Annotated in this window: 23 protein-coding genes; 14 read left to right on the top strand and 9 right to left on the bottom strand. The window is 52.9% G+C overall.

All coding sequences use genetic code 11. From position 1 onward, the window contains the following. Positions 1–42 precede the first annotated feature (42 nt). Positions 43–558, bottom strand: coding sequence for a DUF6933 domain-containing protein (locus EC9_RS14185; protein WP_391556700.1), 516 nt, complete (start codon positions 556–558; stop codon positions 43–45). A 2,022-nt stretch (positions 559–2,580) separates the two neighbouring features. Further along, positions 2,581–3,237: a DUF4230 domain-containing protein gene (locus EC9_RS14180; protein ID WP_145346228.1), complete on the bottom strand. Its 657-nt coding sequence runs from the start codon at positions 3,235–3,237 to the stop codon at positions 2,581–2,583. Between the two features lie 785 nt (positions 3,238–4,022). On the opposite strand from EC9_RS14180, the gene EC9_RS14175 reads away from it, so the two are divergent. The 8 genes from EC9_RS14175 to EC9_RS14140 all read left to right on the top strand — a co-directional run bounded on the left by EC9_RS14175 (position 4,023) and on the right by EC9_RS14140 (position 8,898). Next, positions 4,023–4,628, top strand: a complete 606-nt coding sequence (locus tag EC9_RS14175; RefSeq protein WP_145346226.1) for a hypothetical protein — start codon at positions 4,023–4,025, stop codon at positions 4,626–4,628. A 31-nt stretch (positions 4,629–4,659) separates the two neighbouring features. Next, entirely contained in the window at positions 4,660–5,028 is a 369-nt protein-coding gene (locus EC9_RS14170) for a DUF1257 domain-containing protein (protein WP_145346224.1), read from the top strand. Further along, positions 5,025–5,219 carry a DUF2997 domain-containing protein gene (locus tag EC9_RS14165; protein ID WP_145346222.1) on the top strand — a complete coding sequence of 65 codons (195 nt, stop codon included), beginning with the start codon at positions 5,025–5,027 and terminating at the stop codon, positions 5,217–5,219. Before EC9_RS14170 ends, EC9_RS14165 begins: the two co-directional genes overlap by 4 nt. 14 nt (positions 5,220–5,233) lie before the next feature. Next, complete coding sequence (locus tag EC9_RS14160) at positions 5,234–6,718, top strand: AAA family ATPase (RefSeq protein ID WP_145346220.1); 1,485 nt, start codon at positions 5,234–5,236, stop codon at positions 6,716–6,718. A gap of 92 nt (positions 6,719–6,810) precedes the next feature. After that, complete coding sequence (locus tag EC9_RS14155) at positions 6,811–7,755, top strand: hypothetical protein (RefSeq protein ID WP_145346219.1); 945 nt, start codon at positions 6,811–6,813, stop codon at positions 7,753–7,755. An 11-nt stretch (positions 7,756–7,766) separates the two neighbouring features. Continuing rightward, a complete protein-coding gene (locus EC9_RS14150) occupies positions 7,767–8,012 on the top strand; it encodes a hypothetical protein (RefSeq protein ID WP_145346217.1) in 246 nt (81 codons plus the stop codon). A gap of 102 nt (positions 8,013–8,114) precedes the next feature. Further along, on the top strand, positions 8,115–8,330 hold the full coding sequence (locus EC9_RS14145) for a hypothetical protein (RefSeq protein WP_145346215.1): 216 nt from the start codon (positions 8,115–8,117) through the stop codon (positions 8,328–8,330). Between the two features lie 85 nt (positions 8,331–8,415). After that, entirely contained in the window at positions 8,416–8,898 is a 483-nt protein-coding gene (locus EC9_RS14140) for a hypothetical protein (RefSeq protein ID WP_145346213.1), read from the top strand. A 257-nt stretch (positions 8,899–9,155) separates the two neighbouring features. Here the strand turns inward: EC9_RS14140 and EC9_RS14135 are convergent, their stop codons facing one another. Next, positions 9,156–9,971, bottom strand: coding sequence for a hypothetical protein (locus EC9_RS14135; protein WP_145346211.1), 816 nt, complete (start codon positions 9,969–9,971; stop codon positions 9,156–9,158). A 244-nt stretch (positions 9,972–10,215) separates the two neighbouring features. Here EC9_RS14135 and EC9_RS14130 point away from each other — a divergent pair, with 244 nt between their 5' ends. Further along, the gene (locus EC9_RS14130; protein ID WP_145346209.1) at positions 10,216–10,602 is read left to right on the top strand and encodes a hypothetical protein; all 387 of its coding nucleotides are present in this window, start codon (positions 10,216–10,218) and stop codon (positions 10,600–10,602) included. Positions 10,603–10,608: 6 nt separating this feature from the next. Continuing rightward, positions 10,609–10,836, top strand: a complete 228-nt coding sequence (locus EC9_RS14125) for a hypothetical protein (protein WP_145346207.1) — start codon at positions 10,609–10,611, stop codon at positions 10,834–10,836. Here EC9_RS14125 and EC9_RS27315 read toward each other — a convergent pair. Beyond that, positions 10,829–11,050, bottom strand: a complete 222-nt coding sequence (locus EC9_RS27315; protein WP_145346205.1) for a metallophosphoesterase — start codon at positions 11,048–11,050, stop codon at positions 10,829–10,831. The two genes, EC9_RS14125 and EC9_RS27315, sit on opposite strands and share 8 nt — an antisense overlap. A 299-nt stretch (positions 11,051–11,349) precedes the next feature. Between EC9_RS27315 and EC9_RS14115 the strand changes: the two genes are divergently transcribed. The 4 genes from EC9_RS14115 (at position 11,350) to EC9_RS14100 (ending at position 14,764) form a co-directional block, all read left to right on the top strand. After that, a complete protein-coding gene (locus tag EC9_RS14115) occupies positions 11,350–12,246 on the top strand; it encodes a helix-turn-helix transcriptional regulator (protein WP_391556725.1) in 897 nt (298 codons plus the stop codon). 176 nt (positions 12,247–12,422) lie between these two features. Next, entirely contained in the window at positions 12,423–12,782 is a 360-nt protein-coding gene (locus EC9_RS14110) for a hypothetical protein (RefSeq protein WP_145346201.1), read from the top strand. A gap of 100 nt (positions 12,783–12,882) precedes the next feature. After that, complete coding sequence (locus tag EC9_RS14105; protein WP_218934135.1) at positions 12,883–13,116, top strand: hypothetical protein; 234 nt, start codon at positions 12,883–12,885, stop codon at positions 13,114–13,116. Positions 13,117–13,465: 349 nt separating this feature from the next. Further along, complete coding sequence (locus EC9_RS14100) at positions 13,466–14,764, top strand: MBL fold metallo-hydrolase (RefSeq protein ID WP_145346197.1); 1,299 nt, start codon at positions 13,466–13,468, stop codon at positions 14,762–14,764. On the opposite strand, the gene EC9_RS26555 is transcribed toward EC9_RS14100, so the two are convergent. The 5 genes from EC9_RS26555 to EC9_RS14080 all read right to left on the bottom strand — a co-directional run bounded on the left by EC9_RS26555 (position 14,761) and on the right by EC9_RS14080 (position 23,181). After that, positions 14,761–14,916, bottom strand: coding sequence for a hypothetical protein (locus EC9_RS26555; RefSeq protein ID WP_218934134.1), 156 nt, complete (start codon positions 14,914–14,916; stop codon positions 14,761–14,763). The genes EC9_RS14100 and EC9_RS26555 overlap by 4 nt on opposite strands. A gap of 47 nt (positions 14,917–14,963) precedes the next feature. Next, positions 14,964–15,500 (bottom strand): hypothetical protein, encoded by a 537-nt coding sequence (locus EC9_RS14095; protein ID WP_145346195.1) that lies wholly within the window; start codon positions 15,498–15,500, stop codon positions 14,964–14,966. Positions 15,501–15,731: 231 nt separating this feature from the next. Continuing rightward, entirely contained in the window at positions 15,732–16,550 is an 819-nt protein-coding gene (locus EC9_RS14090) for a hypothetical protein (protein ID WP_145346193.1), read from the bottom strand. 996 nt (positions 16,551–17,546) lie between these two features. Then, positions 17,547–18,947: a hypothetical protein gene (locus tag EC9_RS14085; protein ID WP_145346191.1), complete on the bottom strand. Its 1,401-nt coding sequence runs from the start codon at positions 18,945–18,947 to the stop codon at positions 17,547–17,549. 508 nt (positions 18,948–19,455) lie between these two features. Continuing rightward, entirely contained in the window at positions 19,456–23,181 is a 3,726-nt protein-coding gene (locus EC9_RS14080) for a hypothetical protein (RefSeq protein WP_145346189.1), read from the bottom strand. Positions 23,182–23,265 lie beyond the last annotated feature (84 nt).

Below are 23,265 nucleotides of genomic sequence, written 5' to 3'. Positions count from 1 at the left end.
AATCCACGGACGACAATTCGCTAACGGTCATCGATCTATTGGTCAATCATCGCCGATCTGATCCACGAGCTTCGAAAACACGACTTTGGGAAAGCCGTACTTCCGCCCATCGGGGCCGTTTAGTGCGGACATCGGCGTCTCATTCAAGCGATTACCAATTTCGCTCAGCGCCATATCGTCTTCGAGCATGAACTTGGCCGCATGGATGTGGTCACTCATCGATCCAGTGACGGAGCGGTTTAGAGCTTTGGCGAAGCTGATCGTCCCGTTCGATGGAGCGATATATTTCCGGTAAACAGTTTGCTTGCCGTCGCCGGTCGCAAAATCCCGAATCGCGTCCAAAGCTTGCGCTACAAAGGTGCTGCCGTCCGTGATTCCACGGCCGTTCATAAGACACGAATAGAACGAAGCCGTATTCGTCAAGATGATGTACTGGGTGCGATCAGCGGTGAAGAGATGACACGACCAATCGGCGTAGGGATTTTCATCCAGCGGCATCTCGACCAACTTCCCTGTTTTGATCTTCGTGTTCAGTTTTTGAGAAAGTCGCAGGATCATCGGCCCCAGTTCCAAAATGTAATCAACGGTTGCAGCACCGTCGAAATCGACACAAACGCCTAAGTGTTCGATGTCAGTTTATCGTGGGACTCCCGATCCAAACAATTGCCCGACACAGAATGCAGGGCCAATCCGTGTTTGTGTTGACGCGAAATAGCAGGCACGAGCTGGCACGGTGTTTTCCAAGCCCCAGCAAACGTGCTTTCGCATCGTTCCACGTCGATACACTCATTCCTCGCGTTGTGATCGCAGGCCACCGCGGAGGTCGCATGCGTTCCGCGCTCCCCCCGGGATTGTTCTGCGAGAAGGGGGCCGGCATGCCGGAGGTGCGCTGCTTCGCGACGACCTCCGGCAACCATCTTCGATCCCTTCGGGACCGAAGAGCCCCGGAAACCGCTGCCGACAGCAAAGAAAAAAGCCGCCTGCCAAAGCTCGGCAAGCAGTTTTTTAGTGGAGGCGGCGGGGCTCGAAATGCGAAGTCGTAAACCAATGAAAACAAAGGATTTACGGAGAGGCCAATTTTCTAATTGGACCTGCAGAGGGCCCAATCTACGCGACTAATTGGACCTCTTCCGGACGCTCATTTTTCGCCGACGACGACGTCGGAATCTCTTCCCCCCATCACTTCGGTTGAGTTCGCTTGCGACCTGGTTCGCGGTGGCGACAGGTGATCACCAGTGCATCATTGCGAAGACCTAAATCCTGGGCAATTCGGTGTTGTTGCGAGTAGGTGAAGACCTTCAGCTCTTCCAGCCCATCCTTTTCACAGTCAAAGCCCAGCCATTCGGTCTTGGCGAGCGGTGCTGCTTTCGTTCCACACCCAGTGATGGTTCAGCCACTCGGTGGAAACCGGGACGAAACCACAAATTGCACGCTGGGGGGACCTGTCGGGGATCCCATTAACCGATGAGCTGATTGAATTGCTGCAGTTCTGGGTACGACTCACTAGTGGAGCATAAGAGATGCTCTTGGCTGAGCTTCGGACTGTAGATCGGGACGCTACAACCAATCAGTCGACTTCAAAGGGTAGCCAAGTCGGGCTCAATCGCCAAAAGTAACCCTGATTCCTCTTTAATTGCTATAGAAAAAGGGTTTCAGCGTGTCACTATCGTGTGCACGGGAAGGTCCGTGAATCTGGGGAACAATAAATGGACGAGAAGACACGCAAACAAATTGAATTGGCCACTGTTCTGGTGCGTTCGGAAGGTATGGAACCAGACGAAGGCGGCCAGGGCGTGCAAATTGGCAACGGATACAATCTCACAGCGGCACACTGCCTGAAGTTTGGTACAGATGGTGGGATCGCACAGAGAACTTACACGATCTATGACATTGATCGATCTGAGGGCGAGCCCATTTGGTGCTCGCCTGTGTGCATTGATACGTGCTCCGACTTCGTATTAATTAGTCCCTGCGATAGACAAGAGCTCAGCGAGCGTCACTCGGAATTCGTAAGCTTCTTCGAGGATGTCGTCCCAATCAAAATTCGTCGGCATCCATGGCAGCTAGACGAGTCGATCAGGTGTGAGATCATGACGCACCTCGGACCTGGGTGAGTGGGCAAATGACAAGATTCTCCGACGAGCCATTCGCTTGGTTGGAAGCTGACGAGAACATCATTGGGGGCACATCCGGTGGTCCGATCGTCGACGACGATCGGACAGATCATTGCTGTCGTGTCGATAGCCGGTGGAAGTAGCGGAGCGACGACCAGTGGCCCTCATTCGATCCCGTCGCTGTTGCTACCGCCTGGCTGCTCAAGTCAGTCGCCGGTAAGGTGTGAGTTGAAATCGGTTCAGAACCTTCAGAGATCTAAAGTTCTGTGATACGTTCAAGCTCGTTGACAAATTTGAATCGCTCTTGTTCTGATGATGCGGCAGATGCGTTTTTCAGCACTCTCGTTGTTAGCGAAGTGCTGAGTTTGCCAGCGACCGCGGCGAGCTGTTTTTTTCGGTTTTTTTTGGGACCCGTGCTTTCGTCATACGAGTCAGAATCCCAGCGGCGGAAGCATTCTCAGTGGAATCAGCGATGTTCGCGATTCAAGGATGTCAGTAGAGTATCGGTGGCTGCGGATTCAGCATTCGTTCGTTCATCAGGCCATTGGAAGCTGACCGTATAACCCGTCCCCGCGTAAAGTGCCGTGACGATACGCTCAGCTGACTCCCTTGCATCAGCCATGTACTCCGGACTTTGGCTCACTTGGGCAACGACCTTTTGAGCCTCTTTCATCGCCATCTCGTGCAGGTGAGAGTTCTTCCCGAGCTTGTCACGAGTGAACCACCCATCGTGCCAACAGACACTCTCGGTTTCCCAGTGCTTGGTCTTTTCATGGTTGACGCGAGGAGACAGAACTTTCAGAGCTGGCATTTCGAGAACCAGAGCCTTGGCGACTTGATCCGCCTGATCAAGTCGGACTTTTGTGAGATCAAGCGAGATCAATGCATCACCTGTGATCATCCAGGATGCTTTCAGCGAGTTCGACTTAGCGGTTAGCATGTCCGAAGTATGGATTTTCAGGACGCACAAATCACCAATCTCGGTGATTCGTTCAATCGTCGGCGTGCTGTCCACGACGACTTTGGAATCGCTGCTGTTCCAGTTAAGTTCGATATACGTAGCAATTCCACCAGCGGAGGCGATCAGGCCAGCAAAGATAAAGGGGAGAGCGAAGAGTTTCATTTTAGGTCCCTTGTTATGGATGTCGTGACTGTTGAATTTAAAGTTTTTGGGGCGTTTGACGGTGATGGAGGTGTCTACTGGTCAATCGATACAGTGTTTGAGTAATTGTGGATCGCTGTCGTGAAGGCGATCAGCTCTCGTGGTTCCGCGTGCTGCCGTTCAGAGGCGTCTGATCCAACCGTCGAAGTGCTTGACTCACTTCCGCAGCCGACAAGCAGTGTCATCAGGAATAGAGCACCAATTGTGCGGCCAATAGAACGGAAGTCAGTTCGGTTCAGATTTGCGGTGAAGCGGGACATTTGTGGTTCCTTGTTGAGATGGTTTGCGGTTTCGTTCTCATGACTTCGTTTTGCGTTACACCCATACCTATCGAGGGTGCGTAACATGCGTTTCTGCCGCCTTGGCCTAAGGCGGTGAAAACAGCGTGATTTACCGAGGAAACACGTGACCGAAAGGCCTAAATCATTGGCCGATCGGTGTCACTATTACTAGGGAAAACTTAGCTCTTCCAGCACTCCAAATTCGAGCCCACAGCCCCGTCTTCCGGTCATCTCATCACGAGATGCTCGGTGGGCGGGGCTTTTTTCGTTTCCAGATCCTTTTGCAAAGGGAGGTCCGTATGGCCACAGCTTTGATTGCGGCCAGCAGCGTGCTGGTCGTGCTACTCACCCTTGGCTGGGTCAGAGAGTTTCGACTGCGGCGTGCTCTGCAGTCGCTCCTGGCCCGAGTCTTTACCCATTGGAGAAATACCCATGAAGCAGATGAATCACCTCCGCAGCGTCGCGATGTTCGCGGCAGTGCTAGTTCTGGCAGCAATCGCTGGATGCGGTAGATCACCTGATGAACGGCTTGCCGAATTCGCTCAGCAAACGATGACGGAGCAGATCAAGCAGAATGGTCGTATGGCTGATCAGTCGCAAGCAGTTGTCGAAGAAAGCCATCAACTCGCTGAAGCTGCAAAAGAATTGGTCGAACACGACGCCGAAGCTCGTCGCGAGTTGATTGCGGCCCAACAAGAACTGACGACTCAGTTCAACGAACAACAGTCGGCCATTTACAAAGGCCATGATCGGCTGGAACAGGATCGTCGCGAGATTGCTGATCAACGCGATCGGGATCCCATCGTTGCGGCCGTGATTCAGAACTTCGGAATGGTGATTGCCTGTCTGTTGCCTCTGTTCGTTTCCGTGTTCGTGATTCGTCAAATGCAATCGCAGGAACCGGATCATGCCGCTGTTGCCGAGCTGCTCACGCTGGAGCTGACCAGTGAAGAGCCGCGACTTCTCCCCAATCCACGTCTGCGTCCGGACAAGCTGACTCAGAACGAAGAGGAAGCCCACCACGCATTGCTTGCCGGTGAATCGACTGCTGACGTCGAGCCGCCATTCTAAACCATCATGCAACCATAAGGAGAACAAACCCATGAGTCATATCGTGGAAATCAAAACCGAAGTCCGTGATCCCGTCGCCATTCGTGCGGCGTGTCAACGATTAAAGGTGCCGGGGCCTGTCTTCGGTGAATTTAGATTGTTCAGCACATCAGCGATCGGCTGGGCCGTGCGATTGCCGCAGTGGAGGTTTCCGGTTGTCTGCGACGTTAATACCGCAAAGATCGCATACGACAACTACGAAGGCCGCTGGGGAGACACCAAACATCTGGATGGATTTCTCCAGGGCTACGCCGTCGAGAAGGCGAAGCTCGAAGCTCGCAAGAAGGGGCACACCGTGACGGAGCAGTCACTCGCCGACGGCTCCATCAAATTGACTGTTTCGGTCGGAGGTGTTGCATGAGCAAGACCATCGAAATCGTCGTTACGCCGACGGGGCAAACGCACGTTCAGACCAAGGGCTTTGTCGGTAGCGACTGCCGTCAGGCCAGCCGGTTCATCGAACAGGCACTGGGCAGGCAAACTGGCGAAGAGCTGACAGCTGAGTTCCATCAACAGGCAAGTCAGCAGCAATCCTATCAACAACGTCACTAACCAGGAGATCGAATTTGAAACTCACCAACCGTCTCTCCGAATACGTGAGAGCATGCTTTACAGGCATCTGGATTGAATCCCACGAACACCAAGATGCCCTCACTGAAATTGCCCAGCTCTGCCTCGACCAGCAATGGCAACTGGCAACCTGGGACATTGAATCCGGTTTAAACGCACCAGGTCAAACAGAGCAGGATGCCAGCGGCAATGATCCGTTGTCGGCGATTCGATCCATCAACGCATTGGCCACGCCCGACGGCACGGCGATTCTCGTTCTGCAAAACTTCCATCGGTTCCTGCAGTCGGCTGAAGTAGTCCAGGCACTATCGCGTCAGATTATCAACGGAAAGCAGAACCGCACGATCGTGGTCGTGCTTTCGCCGGTGGTGCAGATCCCAACGGAGCTGGAGAAGATGATCGTTGTGATGGAACACGATCTGCCAAACCGCCAGGAACTCCACGAGATTGCTCGTGGTATTGCTACGGAAGAGGGCGAACTGCCGGAAGACTCGGAGCTGCAGCCCATCCTCGATGCGGCGGCGGGGCTGACTCGAATGGAGGCCGAGAACGCTTTCAGTTTGTCGCTCGTCCGCCGAGAAAGGATCACATCGGATGCCGTCTGGGAAATGAAAACCCAAACGCTAAAGAAAAGTGGTTTGCTTTCGCTGTATCGCGGCGACTCGGACTTTAGCGGCCTCGGAGGCCTGTCGGCCCTCAAGGCGTTCTGCAAGCGGGCCATGCTACAGCATCACCGCGACAACTCACTGAATCGACCGCGTGGTGTACTGTTGCTGTCACCGCCGGGCTGCGGCAAGTCGCAGTTCTGCAAAGCCCTTGGCAAAGAAGTCGGACGGCCCGTGCTTAATCTCGACGTCGGCAGCCTGATGGGTTCGCTTGTCGGGCAGTCGGAGGAACGCACTCGCCAGGCTTTGCGGGTGATCGATGCGATGGCTCCCTGCATTGCGATGATCGACGAAGTGGAAAAAGCATTCGCAGGGATGAACGGCAGTGGCGATTCCGGAGTCGCTTCAAGGATGTTCGGCACGTTCTTATCGTGGCTCAATGACCACGAGTCGGATGTGTTCGTGGTTTGTACAGCGAACGACGTTTCCAAGTTGCCACCGGAGTTCAGTCGTAGCGAACGCTTTGACGGTGTGTTCTTTCTCGATCTCCCCAGTCGTGAAGAGAAGGACGCGATTTGGAAGATCTATCGGGATCTCTATGGAATTGATCCCTCGCAGAGCATTCCCGATGACACGAACTGGACGGGTGCCGAGATCAAGTCCTGTTGTCGTCTGTCGGCACTGTTGGATCTTTCACTGAAGCTGGCTTCTCAAAACGTGGTGCCCGTCGCCGTCACTGCGTCCGAGGCCATGGATCGTCTTCGGACCTGGGCAAGCGGTCGGTGTCTGTCGGCCAGTCGCTCAGGCATCTATCAGCAGACCAACGGGACGCCCAAGACTCGTCGCCGAGTCAACCGCGAACCGTCGAACAACTGAGACTTTTTCTAACATCCAGATTTTACACCTAGCCGGACGGTGTCCTCATGTGGGATGCCGTCCGGCTTTTTCTATTTCATAGGAGATTCAAGATGACAAGTGTGTTGGATGAACCTCGCTCGCTGGCCTCGACGTCGGCGAGTGATCGACTTCGCTCGACCATGGCTGCGGCCCGGTTGAGTTTCAACTGGTTGGGTGTTCGCAAATCGTTGACGTCGGAGCAGAAGACTCAGGCCGCCGATTCCTTCGACGCTGAGTCGAAGTATCTGTCGGCGTCGAAGAAACTGATCGACACGACCCACCCCGTATTCAAAGCGGTCACGTCGGTTCGATCGCGAGCGGTGTCGTACTGGAAAACAGTATCGCTGCCCTATCCCGAACCGGGATTGCGGCTCATCAAACGTGAGATCATCGGTGACTTTAACAAGCAGATGGAAGTGTTTCGCGATGAGCTGGCTATTGCCGTTTCCGAGCTCGACCTGCATTTCGCTGAAATGCGTGAAGCCGCCCGTGTCCGACTCGGCGACCTGTTCGATGTGAGCGATTACCCGGCAACTCTGGTCGATGAATTCGCGATCACGCACGACTTTCCGGCTGTCGAGCCGCCCAACTATTTACGGCAACTCAACCCGGAAGTCTACGAGTCGGAATGTCGCCGCGTGCAGTCTCGCTTCGTCGAGGCTGTCGAGCTTGCCGAGCAAGCGTTCTTGGAAGAACTCGCGAAGCTCGTCGAGCACTTGACCGAGCGGATCGCTGGCCAAGAGGACGGCAAGCCGAAAGTATTTCGCGACACGGCGGTGACGAACCTGAACGAATTCTTCGATCGATTCCGATCACTCAACATCGGCTCAAACGAACAACTCGACCAACTGGTCAGTCAGGCCCGAGCGGCAGTCAATGGAATCGGACCCCAAGAATTGCGAACGAGCGAGCAACTTCGCCAGAGTGTTTCCACTCGAATGGTTGCCGTGCAAGCTGGACTAGACCAATTGCTTGTCGACCGCCCTCGCCGCAATATCCAGCGGCGGCCTCGCTAAAGGAGGGCGTCATGCAATTGGTAATTCAACAAGGCGGAACCGTTCATTGCCTCTACGGCGAAGAACTGGAACTGCCGCAACTCGGCTCATTGGCGATCGCTCGCGGCAGTCATGTTGAGCCAACCGAAACGGGGCAGTGGACTGCTGACCTGTCTCCTGTCAACGGTCCGGTTCTGGGACCGTTCCCCAGCCGCAGTACTGCTCTGACGGCTGAACGCCAGTGGCTTGAAGCTCACTGGCTCACTCGGGCTCGCTGAACGCAGGCCTCTTTTTTCGTCTGTGCCCCAACGTCGGGGCGGTGATTCCTTCGCCGCTCCACTTCGGGGCGGCGTTTCCTCTTTCTCTTTTGAGCAAACGCTATGACGCAAATGCAACTTGATCAACTGGTGGCCGAGGCGACCGGCGATGATGTCCGAGCGATTCGCCAACGTGGCTTCAGCGTGGCAGATCCGTTTGAAGTCGCATTCGACCCCGAGCCCGACAATCTGCAGCCGCAGATGATCGACTGGGATGAGCTCGAACTCCAACGCAACTTGGCGTTCGTCTCTCAAGGACGCGTCCGTCACTTCGTGTAAACGGACATCCCTTTCTAGCCACGTCCTCGTTCGGTTGAGGGCGTGGCTTTTCATTTCCATCACTTCCATTCAGGAGATATTCAACATGGCACTCACACTTTCCGTCGGCCTGCAGAAGAATGTCGGCCTCCCCGACTACGGTTCGCTTTGTGCAAGCTGTCACGTCGAGTTCGAGATTGACCGTTCGCTGATCGACAACGACCTGGAAGGGTTTCATCGGAAGGTCGCTGGTGCATTCGCCGCATGCCGCCAAGCGGTCAATGACCAACTCGTACAGCAATCGGCCTACTCTTCTTCCCCGCAAAGCAACGGCAAGCCTAACAGCACACCCCATCACAACGGACACGCCCAACACAGCGGCAATGGCCAGAGCACGGCTCGCGACGTTGGAACGGCCACTCAGAGCCAAGTTCGGGCCATCTTCGCGATTGCCAGGCGACAACGAGTCGATCCCGCAAGTCTGGTCCACAAACGGTTCAACGTCGACCGTATCGAAGACCTGTCGCTTCGCGAAGCCAGCACACTAATCGACGAGCTCAAACGTGGACTGGTCGAGTCGCGGGCCTGATTGAGGTCGCTCCGCCACCGGAGCGGGAGCATCTCAGTCACCGTCAGCACTTCAGCCCGACTCCACTCACGCAGTGCCACGGTTGCGGTAGTCGCAACCGGTGTGTTGCGTGATTGGGGCAGCGGCAAAAGCGAAAGGCGTACCGTCCCATTTAGGACCGCAGGCCCTTTTTTTAGATATTGGCTTTCGCTTGCCCTGAGCCTCGAAGCACAAGAAATATTGTCATTATCAAGCCAGCAAACGACATGGCATCCGAATCAAGCTTCCGAAAATAGTCGATTTCGATTCTGAAAGGCGTTCACTACCGCACGTCTTCCTGCATCATCAGAACAATCTTCAGGATTCCAGGAAAATCTTTCAGGAAACTGCTCAAAAGCAAAACTCATTTTGACAGTTTCTCCTGCTAAGTTCCTGATACCCATGTCGAGCACTTTCTCGAATCTCTCGAGCCAACAATTTGGGGCGAGGAAACGCTTATAAAAGTGTTTCGGAGCAAGCACTCTCAAATGGACTTGAGACGCACCCAAAATTGGCTTTATCTCAGGGTTGTAGCTAAGTGTTTCCGCATTATCTCGTGAAAAGATGTAGGCGAGTCCATACCGCAGAACCTGGATTGCAGCTTTCAACGGCGTCTCGCTTGCACCGTCCGGTCTAGGCCATTTTAGCTCGATCATTGAATACGTTGCGTCCGATCTATGCACGAAGTCCACCGAATCAGGGCCCGTACCCGCTACGCCGGATGCAACTGGAACTTCGTTCGCCCACCTGTTGTCATTCACACTCTGCATATACCTTCTTTGAAGAGAGACCTCTAGACTCGGATTGTCACCGAGATCCAGATTTTGGGTGTGCCGCCAATTTTCAGCTCCTCGGGACGGTTCGCCGTCCCAATTCGTTTCCAACCTTGCATATAGCTTCCGTAACAGCTTACCTCCGTCGCCGATTCCTTCATTTTGGTCACACAGTCTGAGGAGGCTTGTCATGCTTCGGTAGCGAGATGCGGTGCCGTCCCAGGTGTCGTCCATGTTCAACCAACAATCAACGATTTCGTCAAATCTGTCAAAAAGCGGCATGTCTATGGTCCTTTGCAAATCAATGATTTAATTTCGGGAAACTTGGTACTGGTGCCAATTCAGGCCGCGACAAGAGCGTGTCAATCTATGTTGTTCGCAAAGCTTTTTCTGACACAGTAGTGTGAGAGCTGCTTGTTAAAGCTGATGGCGGCACTCCATCGCTACTAGTCCAGGCTTCGAATTCGGTACCGACTCGTTGGTTTGCTCCCGCAAGACAGCCTTCTGCCAATTCGCCAGTCCGACATTGTACGAGCCAACGCCCGAAGCCTCCATCATCCAGCAGCCTGGTGACCGCCGAAATTTCAGTTTTTCAGGATCACCAATCACCAAGAAAATTCAATATCTCCCCAGCAACAATCTCGATGCGGAGCGGTGGTTTTGGGCTTGCTTGATCTCATTGTCGTTCGTTCCTGACAACAATCTCTCCACCTTCTGTAACTTGCCAAATCGTTTTGGTTGCTGGTTCGTACGCCGTCAGAACGCCTCCGAAGCCGCAGCCCGTGTCAATGCAAACGCAGGTTCCGTGGTCTCGTATCTCGTTGGCAGCCGCGTGCCCGACGATAGCAACCTTGCCACTCCGGTGATCGCAGATTTCCATCTCGTCGATGCCAGTCCATCTCAGCACGGATGAAAGCTGATGTTGCAACGGCGTGTAGCTGCAAAAATTCGCGTGCGTGAAGAGGAAGTGAGCGGTTTCGTAGTAATCCAGGCAAGTTTCCAGGAACCTCCAGTGGCTTGCCGGAATGCCATCGAGCTTTCGGTTTCCGTAGGAATCGACCGTCCCTTTGCCACCACTCATCACGAACCGGTCATAGGCATACCGGTCATTCCGTGCGTCGAGGAGCATTTCATCGTGGTTACCTAAGGATCGGAACGAGCTCGCAGCGTTCCTGCAGTTCGATCAGACACTCAATGACTCCTTTCGAATCTGGACCACGGTTAACATAGTCACCCAGAGTCACAATCACGTCGTCTTGTGACGGCTGGATAACTCGGGTCAAGGCTCGTAAGGCAAGAGCATGTCCGTGGATGTCTCCGATCGCAATGATGCGACCGTTAGCGGTAGGTTTCGTGATCATGTATCCTCCGGAGATAAACAAACGCCCAGGTTACCGGAGTCTCGCGACAACCGTGGGGCAGCCCAATCTGTCAGCTCCATCTTTGACATGCACTGGTTGTCAATTGGCGAGAAGCGTCGCACTCGAGGGCAAGCAAAGTCTAAGGATTGAGGTTTGGAATGGCAAAAAAATCAGGACCGAAGAAAAACATTCCGAAACGTCCGGATGGAGATCGAAGGGTTCGGCAAAATCTACGGATCGCCCGAGTTCTTCACGTCCTGAACCTCATCCAGTCGCGAGGGCGGTGGAATGTCAGTGCCATCGCCAAGGAACTGGGTTGTTCCAATCGGACGATTCACCGGGATCTGAATGTGTTGGAGTTTTGCGGGGTTCCGTTTTACTTCAGTGAAGAGGAGCGGTGCTACCGAGTTCGATCCGACTTCCGATTCCCAACCCTCGCACTGACGGACGACGAGGTACTTGGGCAAGCGGTTGCGACGGCAATCACCCAAGCCCCAGGACTCGACATCGGTCTTGGTGCGACACCGACCACGACTCGTCTGGCTTCCGTATCGAAAGAGGAATCGAAACAAATCATCGCGGACGTCATTAGCTTGGTCGACGTTTTCGACCTGAAGCTGGCCGACCACAGTCAACATCGGGAAATCCTGAAGACGATCCAACTCGCACTGCTGGATTTGAATCAAGTCACTGGGGTTTACGAATCACCCTACGAAGAATCCCCCGTCAAGCTTACCTTGCACCCGTATCGACTCTGCTTGGTCAAGCAGGCCTGGTATGTGATCGGACACATCGACGGAGAGAAGGAGGCGAAGACCTTCCGTGCCGCTCGATTTAAGAGCCTGCGGCAAACGGAGGCTGTTGCCGACCGTCCCGAGAAGTTCGATCTTCGGAAATACTTTGGCAACGCTTGGTCGGTTTACCGAGGAGGAAAGAGCTACGACGTGGAACTTCGTTTTGATGCTTCCATAGCCAGCACGATTGTGGAAACCACGTGGCATCACACCCAGACGCAGAAGAAGCATCGGGATGGCAGTGTAACGTTGAAGTTCACTGTGGATGGCCTTGAAGAAATCGGGCACTGGATTCTCGGTTGGACGGGGAAGGTCAAAATCGTTCAACCGGAAGAATTGCGAAACGAAATCATCCGTTCGTTGAACGCAGGACTCGAAATGAATTTGGCGAAACCGAAATAGGCCTGCCCCAAGCTGTTCGGGTCGGACAAACGCAGCCAAATTTTAGAAGCGAGGGATCCAAGCCGGACGCCCAGGCGGTATTTCAAAACCCCGATTTCCCACGGCGACTCTGACCCATGTTGGTCAGTTCCTGGAGGTAAAACGTCAGCATTCGCATTCCTATCGAGGCATCGCTGATGACAGTCCGTTCACCACTGCGGTTCGACGAGATCTTTTTCACCTACCGGCTTCTGTTCGAGACGCTGAATTTCAGTGAGTCGATCGAGAAGACGGCGGAGCCAAGATTCTGGAGGTTGGGTCTTTCGAATGGAGCAATCGAAAACTTCATTCGGGTCATGCAGGTTTGTCAGTGCACGATGTTGCCGAAGATCCAACTCGGCCATGTGCCACCGACCGTAAGTTATTGCCCATGGCAGAATCAGAACGCCTTTCTCGACAGAGTCTGCGAGCTTCAGAACTGGCTGGAAAAATACGGCAGTGAGCCATGCGATGTCGAGCCATTTATCCACGGATGGGCAAGAAGCAAACGGCGATGAAAGCCCCTAGCTCTCCTCCCCTTATCCGGAGACTGCACGGCGAGACGCAGCAACCGGCGGATGAATCCCTGAATTCCTTCCTCTATTGGGCAACAAAAAAATGTGCGACCGACCACTGCGTGAACCCGACAGCGGCAATTATGGCGTCGGACTGTTCGTGATCCTTCTTTCGCTATTCATACCTCTGAGCATCGCATCGGTTATTGTCACCCCCTTTATGATTCTGTTCGAGATCGAACGTCAATCGACCATACACTGGTGGTCGGTAGGAATCACAGCCTTCATTCTTACCGCAATCTTTCTGATGATCCTGGCTCGCCGCCAAATCAACTGATTTCGTACGGAGGCCAGTCGGGGCTTCGCCGAGTCAATGCCTAGCCAATTGAAGAACATTTGCTCGATTTGTTTGGCACTGACCCAACTGTGGCAGAGTCGTCCGGTATCGTGGTGATTATGACTCCCGGAGACAGGCTGTTCCCACCTAGGGAAGCTTGTTGGTGCAATCCCGCCAGCTTCCGGCCGTGATCACACACTGATTAAATTCAGGCCGTGGCCACTAAGCTGGTCAGACTGGCAACCGAAGGGGTGACGGCCAACGTCAAGCGAGAGACAACAATCGGTTCTCCGGGAGTCATTTTCAGATTCAAACCTTCCACACTGAACACGAAAGAACTAGACAAACAATGCAATTGACGATCTACAGGGGAAGCAAAGAAGTCGGCGGCAATTGCATCGAAGTTCAATCCGGTACGACTCGAATCATCCTGGACGTCGGGATGCCGTTATTCGATGAACAGGGGCAAGCACACGACGGATTCTCCCTGGGACGGATGACGAGTGCGGAGCTTAAGGCCAACGGAATCATCCCCAAGGTTCCTGGTCTGTTCTCAGGTGACAGCTCACCCGATGCTATTTTGCTTTCGCACGCTCATCTGGACCATGTTGGGCTGTTGCGACACACCACCCCTTCCATTCCTGTTTATGCCAGCAAGGGAACCAGCAAGATGATGTTGGCCGGAAGCGTGTACGCGAACCAGCAAGAACTTCCCAGAGATCGATCCCGAGAAATCAAGCCGAAACAAGCGGTCGTGATCGGCGACATGGTCGTGACGGCATTTCCAGTCGATCATTCCATCCATGGTTGCCTTGCCTTTCTGATCGAAGCCGACGGGAAGCGCATTCTCTATACCGGCGACCTGCGACTGCACGGACGGCGGCAGGGCGAACACACGCAGATCATTCAGAAGTTCAATGGCATCAAGTTGGATGCCATTATCGTCGAAGGAACGCACTTCGGGTTCGACAATGGGAGTGAAGCCACAGAGGGTGAACTGGAAGCGGAGATTATCGAACAGGTCAAAGCTGCCCCTAGCCTGGTGCTTGCGTCCTTCTCACCGCAAAACATCGATCGACTCCGATCGTTCATCCGTGCAGCCAGAGAAGCAGGGCGGACATTCGTAGCAGACGCTTATACCGCTTTTGTCCTCCACCTAATTAGTTTCGATGCCAAGCTGAACAACCCGCTCAAAACGAGGAGCGGACGAGTCTACTTCCCGGATTCCCTAAAAGAGAAAATCAATCAGCGGGGAACGAACCGGGCAAACGAAATTTCCCGGGATACGGAAATCACCATGCCCGAAATCATGGAGTCACCCGAGAAATACGTGATGGTTTTCCGGCCGAGCATGCTGGGCGACTTCAATGGACGCATTCCGTCAAAGACGCTTTGCCTCTACTCAACGTGGCATGGTTACAGCCAACGTCCCTACTGGCAAGAAGTCAAAAAGTCGCTGAATGAAGTCCAAGGCAAAGTCATTCATGTTCACACCAGTGGACACGCCCTGTCGTCTGACCTTGTGAAGTTCACCAGAGCAATCAATGCCAAAACGATCATTCCGATCCACAGCTTTGAGCCGGAGGCATTCAAGGATCATTTCGACAACGTGACAATTTCCACAGACGGACAAACGATCCAGATCTAACCTTGGTCAATCGACCAAGGCAGATGATCGAGAGGCTGAACCGCTAGTTCGTTCGGACGCGAATCGTCACCGCTGATGCTCAGAAACTGAACGGGCAGGTCGGCTAGCTCCAACTGCTCCAGGAGTTCACGGAAGCCACCCCACTTCTTCATTGACTGGCCTTCAATGGAAGTCAGACATGGAAGTGATGAAAAAAGTGTCAAGCACTATCTCGATCAAAGCCGGAGCGGGTCGAAAGTTCGACTTGATGCCGATCTCCTGGCAGCATTTGCTCGTGTTCATCGAAGAAGAATCTCGGATGAACGTCGTTCAAGCAGAAGGCATCGGAAACGGTTGATTTGAGGTAACTGCCTTTCGGGTGATCACCGCCATGTGCGACGCCCCAATCTCCACTCCCCAAACGAACAACACGTCCACGAGGCAACCCGCAGGGCGAGTTCCCGATTTGCTCGACAAGCTCACTAGCGTTCCGGTGATGTAACCCTGCGAGAATTCGGATCACATCTTCCCAAACATGCACATGACCGGCTTCTCCCCCGACATAGAACGCGTTTGGAAAAACCGCGAGCCGCCAAGCATCTTGGGAAATCGGAATCCAGTAATAGGCCCCCGTAAACGGAAGCCCTCGCTTCACTGCCAACTGATGGCGATGATGCTGTTGGCTGGTTACCACCGCTGTTCGTGTGGCGGGATCGACATCCCCCAGCCAAGGACTTTGCCACTTCTTTTCCAACATAGATTGCCTCACAGATCAGTAATCCAACAATAATACCACAGCAGGCTGACAAGGCTGGGACACAATCAGTTCAGATTGGAATCATTCGGCAGTGCTTGAATCGAAGATGACGGTTTGCCTAGACGACTCGAGTTTCAGATTGCCACCAGTACCGCCGCAGAGAATTAGGCCTGAAGCAACCGATGGAAGGGCGGCCATCAATGGTTTCCAAGCACCCTCTCCAGCCAAGATTTACTGAACCTGAGCTGCGGAGCAATTCCCGATCATCAAAGCTGGTCGCGAAACGATCGCCATCGGAATAGATTCAGGAGTCCCGGCGAGGCGAGTTCCCATTCCAAGCCGACGTTTCATCTGGACGACCCTCGCGAACACTTCGGTCAGTTCCTTGCTATTCTGCCCAATCCGATCCTTGTACCGCTCCAACTGCTGGATGACTTCTGGAACTTCACCCGTTGAAGAAACAAAGAGCCTTCCATCAGCAATGGTCTTCACCTCAACGAACGAGAACGCCCTCGCCACCGGATCGAAAACACAGAGATCAATCTTGTCGAATCTGCGTTCACCAGGACCCTGGAATGCGATTTCTTGATCGACGATCAAATTACTCGGTCGGATGGCTAACCGATGAATCACGTCCCCTTCAGCTCCACGGCCATCCATTCGAGCCTTGAAATGCCGAAGCGTCTCGGAATCCAAATTGCCCAACTGGAGCGGAGCAACATGGGGCGAGTACTCAAAGCCAGACTCACCGAGAACAACCTTGGCATAACGTGACTCTGTTCGTGCTTGTGGGATGTAATCGAGACTGATTGATCCGGAAACTTCGCCATCACGCAGCGTTAACTCTCGGATCAGGGCTTTGCCTCGGTAATAAACCGTGATGCTGTTATCCCCAATCTCAGGAAACAGATCAGGGTCGGCAATGATGGAACTCAGAAACGCAGGTATGCTTTCAAGCCATTCGGCGGGTACGCTGCGGCGGATCAAGTCGGTTTTCTTGTGCATTTTGGGGGTTGAGAACCAGGGATAACGTGATGTTGATTCATTCATGCCGAGATTTTGGCAGTGCAACCTGTCGACGCTAAGTCAGAGCAGATCTTGGTCACACAGTCTAACCGATACTAAGATGGTCGTGAGTTCGGTGCGAAAGCAAAGGCCTGCTATCCCATCGAGAACCGTAGGCCTTTTTTTAGCTATTGGCCCGCTGCTCACAACTGCATTTGAAAGGTTCGATACGAAACTCGTTGTGCCCGAGTATCTTCGAGTTTGGGTCGTTTAGCCGAGGAGTAGACACAACGCTTAGGCCGCAGTCAGCAAATGAGTTACGTGTGTCTCCGAAGCCGCCACGTCGGCCCAAACTAGAGGACGATTTAGAAACATTAATAGCCCATCGCGTCGTTGAACTCGAGGTAAGCCTCTAGGTCCAACACCCGCATCTTTATGCCCTCTGAGTTTTCCCCGACATACATAACCAAGATATCAGCGAGCTCTAGCTTGCGTCTGAGCCGAGTCTCAAGACATGCTCGGTGCAAATGACCGTCACTTGGCAGCATCCCAGCAGCCGCCCAAACTTCGGGACGGACGACATGATTTTCTCGCCACGATATCGACAAACTGCAATTGTGACAGATAGCCATTTGTTGAGCGGAAAGCTTCTTCTTTTTCTTTCGTGTCATCGTACACCATTTCTATGTTAGGTTTGTAGAATACGGCAGCGTTCCTGGCGTTCAACTTCGGACCGCCATCGCCGTTAACACCCATTCCTATCGCAAGGAAGTAACACCGAAGCAGCTGACTGGGATTTTCGTCATGTCTAGGTGGACCCAACACACCCGATACATCCCGCACGGCGACTGAAACTTGTGCCAATGAAAAACGTCTTGTTTTGACGCACGCACCTGTCGAGACGGCCTAACACGCATGCGGGCGTCGGCGAAGAGAAATGGTAATGAAAAGGCCCGCATCCCCTCGTAGTGAAGGAAGCGGGCTTGATAGTTGGCTCTTACTCAGTGCCATCAATTTGAGCGATGCCTGGTAAACGGTGTATCAAGCTTCCTTTCGTTGCTCTCTCCCATTGTGGCTTGACGAATCCCGTTGCTGGCTTAGCTGTTGCAGGCGATCGGAAATGGCTTTCGCGAATTCCGTAAAACGTTCCTCCTCTTCGAGCAACTTTTGCTCGTCCTCTTCGATGCGAATTAATTCTTTCCTATGAAATTGCTTCCTGCTTTCCAACAACGACCACCCCCGATCGAGAGTTTTTCGTTTGTCGTCGAGCTCTGAGTTGGTCTTAGCGATTTGTTCGTCAATCGACAGCTCCTCATCCTCTTCGACAGAAAACTGGATGCCCGCGACTGCGAGTCGCTCATGGATTTCACTCGAAGCATCGCGTCTCGCTTGATAGTCAGGGAAGCGTGCGTGAATTTCTCCACTGACCGGGAATTTTTCTGACTGTTCTAGACTGACAACTGCTTTATAGACGTCACGTTCGATGCCCGTAATAAGGCCGCCATGCTTCGCAATCACATGCAGAAGTGTTCTTTCTATTTCGTCAATTTCTTTACGCCGCTCGCTAGCGGTGGGAAAGTGCTCCGGCAGATCGGATCGACTACCATTCTTGGGACGATAACCAAGATCAAAATCGTAAGAGAAACAGCGGGAATTCCGCAGGGCACCCTGGTTGCTCCAGCATGACTGGTAACACTCAAACGTACTTGGGTCCGTAAACTTGAAGTCGATTCCCTTAGTGTTTAGCTCTTCAATCACATCTAGTCGCTCTTCGTGAGATAGTTTCCGGAAGTCTCTCCGAAATTGCTTACGATCGAAATGTCTTTCCCAAAACCATAAACGCCTAGCGTGTAAGGTTCGCTCCTCGGCCAGCGGTTCCGTCCGCACCCCCCAACTTTCCAATTTCTGGACAATGTATCGATCTGCCTTTTCTCGATCCGCTTCGGAAAAGAACATTCCGATTAAGTGATCATCGCTGGCAAGACCTGGTTGAAATCCGAAAAAGAAGAATTTCGGTTCGGTTTTGCCTTCGTACTTGAGAACTGGTTTGCCATCGGCTCTCACTTCCCCTCTGTATTTCTTGATTACTGAGGCGATTTCATGCTTCAATTCGTCTGCCGCGTCCGCAACCTTTTTGGAGGAATCGAGACTCACGCCACGTTCAAGTTGGCATTGCCGAATCAAGTGTTCATGCGATATTGTGAATGCTCTGAGGAGTGGCGAACTACTGTAAAAGCAATTTGTGCTTCTATCGACGATGGTTACTTCATGGTCCAACTGCCAGAACCGCTTGAGTAGTGCAACTCGTTGAACGTTCGTCATCTCGCCGAAATACTCATTAAATTCGTGTTCCAGCTCCCAGAGATCATCTTCACTGATCTTTTTTCTTGCGAGCTTCCTTTTTTGTTCCACGATCGCGGTTTGCACGTTTGCTTTGTTCATGATCCAAATTCCAATCCTGTATGGGCGTTCTGAGGTTATGCGGCAGGTATCTCCTGCTGCGTTTCACCCTATTCCTATCGAGGGTGCGTAACACGCCAGCTAACTTGTGGACGCCGGTGCGCCCCCACAGAAAGCCTCCTCCAACGCGAGGCTCCCGGTTCAGCGTTGTGGTGTCGAGGAAAGCTGCCTCGCCCCTGCTGCGTAGACTGATCACGAGGGGATCACGTCGAAACCAAAAAAACACCGCTCCAAGGTAGACACGCAGAATCGAAATTGGACTCGTGCCCAAACGAAGCAAAGCTCGATCGCACGAAGCGAGCAGTTGAGAACGTGCGGTCGGCCATTGCGGTCGGCCATTGAGGCCGGCCATTTCTATCCGCCCCCCATGCAGTGCATCGATTGCGGCTACCGCAGTCAGTGTGCTGCGTGGCGAGGATAGGGGGGATTCGAGGCCTGCTGTCCAGTTGGGGCTGCAGGTCTTTTTTTAGGTGTTAGCAGAGTCGGCTGCCTACCACTCGATTATGTCGAGAATATTTAGATTCAGCGACAATTTTGGATCAGCGTATCCTTCTTCAGTCACGCTTAAAAAACCGAGCTTAGATTCTCCCAGCCAACAATATGTCGGCAGCGAAGACGATGCCCCCTTGAAACTGGGGAGCAAGCATTTCCCAATCAATATTCCACTCGATGAATACCGAACTAATTCAGAACCCGAAATCCAAAACCACTCGCCGTCGCTGCTTTGTTGCAGTCCCATGTCAACTCGAAGACCACTCGCTTTCCACAGCGTCTTTGCAGTACGCGTGTCAATGCAGTAGACATCACTGCCTCTGTTTCCGACGATTGCCAGATCGTCAAACACATTAAAGGTTGAGTCTGGACCGTATCCCACAGGTATGCGACCTGCGATTTCACCGTCGCTACCAATAATCACAACCGACTGATCAGTGCGAACAACAATCGCATTCGCCTTAGTAATCGCCACATTAGTCGGTATATACGCAGCTGTACCAATCGCCGAGAGGTCAAAGCTCGCCACCTTTTTACCCTCGTGCTGGAGCGTCGCCGTCCCACTCTTCGGTTCCACAATTTGGATTAACTCGTCCGCTAGGAAAGAAATCTTGGAAAGCAGCGACAGGTCATCCCGCCAAAGCTCGCGTCCACTGTCGCTGTAACCAACGAGGGCGGTCGAAGAATCTCCTCCATCTGATGTGTGCACGCGTTCATAGCGAATTAATCCTGAAGCTGAAAAGATCGTCGAGCTCTTGTCCAAAACGCGTTTGTCCGGGAAAAGATTTTCCGTGCTGAAACGGATCGTCTTTGACTCGACGTTGCCCCCATTTGAGACCTCCCATAACGTCAAGGAGAGCCGGTCTTCAGTTTCCGAAATCGCTCGGCCTCCTCTAGATGACGACAAAAGTCCGCTGTCAGACAGACGCAGTTTGCTACCATCCGCGTTAAGATGGACCGCAACCGGTCCAGACAACTCGTCAAGTGCGACAGTCTTCAGAATTTCCCCGGAGTCCGTTATTACAGCGATCTGATGGTCGAATCCGCTGGCAGTGCCGGCAAAGAAGACGTCGCGTCCAGCGACAAGGAAAGTCTCCCACTCCTCAAGCTTAATGGGGACATCATGCTTTTCAACCAGCAATAGGTGCCGAAGTGAATCGCCCAAATGGAATGCCGCGAAATGGCCTGCTGAGTCCTTAATCAGCTTGTTTGCGTCTCTTTCTAGCAGCAGCACCACAGACTGTTCAATTAGGCTCCGGTCGCGATCATCTACAGCTCCCCAATGCTTGCATAACATTAGCAGCGGTGTGTCACCGGATTTGTTTTTTTGATTGACGTCAAGTTTCTTGTTGAGCACAACCTTGAGCAATTCCACATCCGCTGCATCGCAAACACTGTGGATTAAGTTATTTCCTTGAGCACTCACTAAAGAGAGTTCTGCCCCCTCTGCGAGGAAGCAGTCTAACACCTGTTCAAATTGCTTGGCGACAAATGCCATCGTGCTAATTGGTCGATCTTTCCGCGTGCCAGTTGACTTTGAGAGGAAAGTCGCAAGCACCAACTGAAGTGCCCCATCCCCGCTTTTGTCCGTGGCTTTAAGGTTGAAACCGCTCTTCCGGAGAGACTGAAGCAATAATCTCAAATTGGCGAAGTGACTCTTGTGTTTTTCCCCACTCGCGAACGTGTCGTCCATGGCAGTAATGTGAACTAAGCTCCTTCCTGAATTGTCAAGCTGCCTTAAGTCAACTCCGTTGCGTTTGAAGAAATCAAAAAAGGTGTCGAGTTGTCGAATGTCGAATTTGGAATCAAACTGACACTGTTGCAAGTAAGACTCGAACGCAACATGCAGAGGCGGGCTTCCCACTTCGCCCAGTTCGGAAAGACTCTCACCGAAACTGGCTAGTGCACTCAGCGTCAATAGATCTCTCTTTTGAGCAGCATGATGAACCGGTGAGTAGTTGCTCTCCATTGCTTCCTTGGTTTCTTGATAAGCACTCGAAACCTCTATAGAGAAGTAATCTTTCGTGCGTTTGCTAAGGTAAACAGAGTCGTCTGATATCCTCTGTTCCCATTTTTCGGCTCCGACAGCCGCATGAAAGTCTTTCCATTCAGAAGTGATGGGAACGTTGAAGTGAATGGACGAGCATGTGAGCAATCGTCGAAGGTCTTTCATTTCGTCGAAGTATTCTCTTTCTCGAATCGCGGCTTCATTCGGAGAAAGGCCGGCAGCTTCGCGGAAGACCCGGATTTGACGTTGGAAGCCGTTCTCCAAACTATATGATTGGGTTCCGGAGTATGTCAGCGGTAAGACGGCTCTACCTTCGCTTTCAAAAGTGGTTGTCACTGTCGACAACACGGCACGCCCTTTTGATTGAAGCGGAAGCTCGATCTGTATCTCGTAGACTCCGTCAGAAATCTGCTGCAAGACTGTAAACCCATGATTTACAGGTTTTGTTGCTTGTAGCAACGTTAGTGATCCCATTTCAGCAACAATCTCATCAGGCTTGGGCCATTTAGCCCATTTTGCAACGCCAGGTGTGACAGGTGTTCTATTGAGGGAAGCAGGGGTGTGGTCGCCGCGAGCACCGTCGACCTGCGAAGATGTACTTGCATCTTCAATCTGCTCGACAATGCGGAATGAACTGGCATCCCCCATGGTTTCAACGAATTGGTTGCTGGACCCGCTTCGGAAATATCCAACTGCTATTAAGAGCGTCAATGTGACAATTGGAACAGAGGCGATACCAATTTGCATATTTCTCGGCAGTGTTTGCCAACGCGAGTAGACTGTCTGAATCAGCTCGATGGCTTGCGGGGTCGTTGCCGCCGATGATTCCGCGAGGGCGTCTAGTTCGCGAAGCTTCTCACTGACCAGGAGATCTTTATCTAACGTGTGTCTCTTGAGAGCTGCGTCGACGGTCGACTGGCGTGCCTTGTGGATTACCTTTTGGTTCTGCTGACTTTCCTTCCGAACATCTCTCAGTTCCACCTTTAGAGTGGCTGCGTCTCCGATTCTGGAGCGATCAAGCTCTTTCGCAGCGTATGCCCTATGATCGCCCACGGTCTGCTCGACTTGCTTAACGTTCTCGCGTGCCGCCGCGACTTGCTTTCGCTGGCTAGCGATGGCCTTCAGCACTTCCTCCGTCTGGTCACATCGAATCGCCGGTTTTTCTTTAGATATCAGCAGTGCCGTGCCGAGGGCACGATCGGCGGAACCGATCTTGAGTTCCTCAACCTTGATCTGACCTGCAAGCTTCAATTGCTGAGCCTGGATCTTTGCCTTCTCCATCATGCCCGCATTTTCGCCCGCCACTAGCTCGGCCTTCTGCCGTTGCAGCGTTTCGATTTGCGACTGCAACGCTTTTCGATCGGCGAACAACGGATTGTCGGGTAGCTCACCGGCTCGAAGACTAGCAAAAGCCGCCTTGCCGAGTTCGCCCGCGAATCCCGCGAGCTTCTTCTTTTCGGCCGCAAGTTGTTTCTCCGCTGCTGTGAGCTGTGCTTCTGCTTTTTCCAATCCGGGCAAAACCTCGACCAGCTTCGCATCGAGTACCCGCAACGCGGCTTGGCGTGACTGCAAACGGTCGTGTTCAGCGATCAACTCGTCGAATTCGGTGGATCCCCGCCCTGGCGAGTCTGGACCGAGAAGCATGTCGGCGACTTCGTCATGCAGTTCTTTGTACGACTGCTTTGAATCCTTCGTGACGTGTGAACTATCCGTCATGTCTATTTGCCTGCTGATGCGAATTGTGCACTTATGAATCGACGATGTGTACCAGACTTTTCCATACAAACGGGGCTACTTAGT

Source organism: Rosistilla ulvae, from assembly GCF_007741475.1.
Classification (GTDB): Bacteria; Planctomycetota; Planctomycetia; order Pirellulales; family Pirellulaceae; genus Rosistilla; species Rosistilla ulvae.
Note: the sequence above shows the minus strand (reverse complement) of the source record. Positions and strands in the feature narration are given on the sequence as shown.

Bases quoted from the DNA above. Each gene is read 5' to 3' on its own strand.
- EC9_RS14170 (WP_145346224.1), top strand. From the start codon at position 4,660: ATGAGTCATATCGTGGAAATCAAAACCGAAGTCCGTGATCCCGTCGCC.
- EC9_RS14165 (WP_145346222.1), top strand. From the start codon at position 5,025: ATGAGCAAGACCATCGAAATCGTCGTTACGCCGACGGGGCAAACGCAC.
- EC9_RS14135 (WP_145346211.1), bottom strand. From the start codon at position 9,971: ATGCCGCTTTTTGACAGATTTGACGAAATCGTTGATTGTTGGTTGAAC.
- EC9_RS14125 (WP_145346207.1), top strand. From the start codon at position 10,609: ATGTTGCAACGGCGTGTAGCTGCAAAAATTCGCGTGCGTGAAGAGGAA.
- EC9_RS14185 (WP_391556700.1), bottom strand. From the start codon at position 558: ATGATCCTGCGACTTTCTCAAAAACTGAACACGAAGATCAAAACAGGG.
- EC9_RS14145 (WP_145346215.1), top strand. From the start codon at position 8,115: ATGACGCAAATGCAACTTGATCAACTGGTGGCCGAGGCGACCGGCGAT.
- EC9_RS14105 (WP_218934135.1), top strand. From the start codon at position 12,883: ATGTGCGACCGACCACTGCGTGAACCCGACAGCGGCAATTATGGCGTC.
- EC9_RS14110 (WP_145346201.1), top strand. From the start codon at position 12,423: ATGACAGTCCGTTCACCACTGCGGTTCGACGAGATCTTTTTCACCTAC.
- EC9_RS14100 (WP_145346197.1), top strand. From the start codon at position 13,466: ATGCAATTGACGATCTACAGGGGAAGCAAAGAAGTCGGCGGCAATTGC.
- EC9_RS27315 (WP_145346205.1), bottom strand. From the start codon at position 11,050: ATGATCACGAAACCTACCGCTAACGGTCGCATCATTGCGATCGGAGAC.
- EC9_RS14140 (WP_145346213.1), top strand. From the start codon at position 8,416: ATGGCACTCACACTTTCCGTCGGCCTGCAGAAGAATGTCGGCCTCCCC.
- EC9_RS26555 (WP_218934134.1), bottom strand. From the start codon at position 14,916: ATGAAGAAGTGGGGTGGCTTCCGTGAACTCCTGGAGCAGTTGGAGCTA.
- EC9_RS14090 (WP_145346193.1), bottom strand. From the start codon at position 16,550: ATGAATGAATCAACATCACGTTATCCCTGGTTCTCAACCCCCAAAATG.
- EC9_RS14150 (WP_145346217.1), top strand. From the start codon at position 7,767: ATGCAATTGGTAATTCAACAAGGCGGAACCGTTCATTGCCTCTACGGC.
- EC9_RS14155 (WP_145346219.1), top strand. From the start codon at position 6,811: ATGACAAGTGTGTTGGATGAACCTCGCTCGCTGGCCTCGACGTCGGCG.
- EC9_RS14080 (WP_145346189.1), bottom strand. From the start codon at position 23,181: ATGACGGATAGTTCACACGTCACGAAGGATTCAAAGCAGTCGTACAAA.
- EC9_RS14175 (WP_145346226.1), top strand. From the start codon at position 4,023: ATGTTCGCGGCAGTGCTAGTTCTGGCAGCAATCGCTGGATGCGGTAGA.
- EC9_RS14180 (WP_145346228.1), bottom strand. From the start codon at position 3,237: ATGAAACTCTTCGCTCTCCCCTTTATCTTTGCTGGCCTGATCGCCTCC.
- EC9_RS14095 (WP_145346195.1), bottom strand. From the start codon at position 15,500: ATGTTGGAAAAGAAGTGGCAAAGTCCTTGGCTGGGGGATGTCGATCCC.
- EC9_RS14085 (WP_145346191.1), bottom strand. From the start codon at position 18,947: ATGAACAAAGCAAACGTGCAAACCGCGATCGTGGAACAAAAAAGGAAG.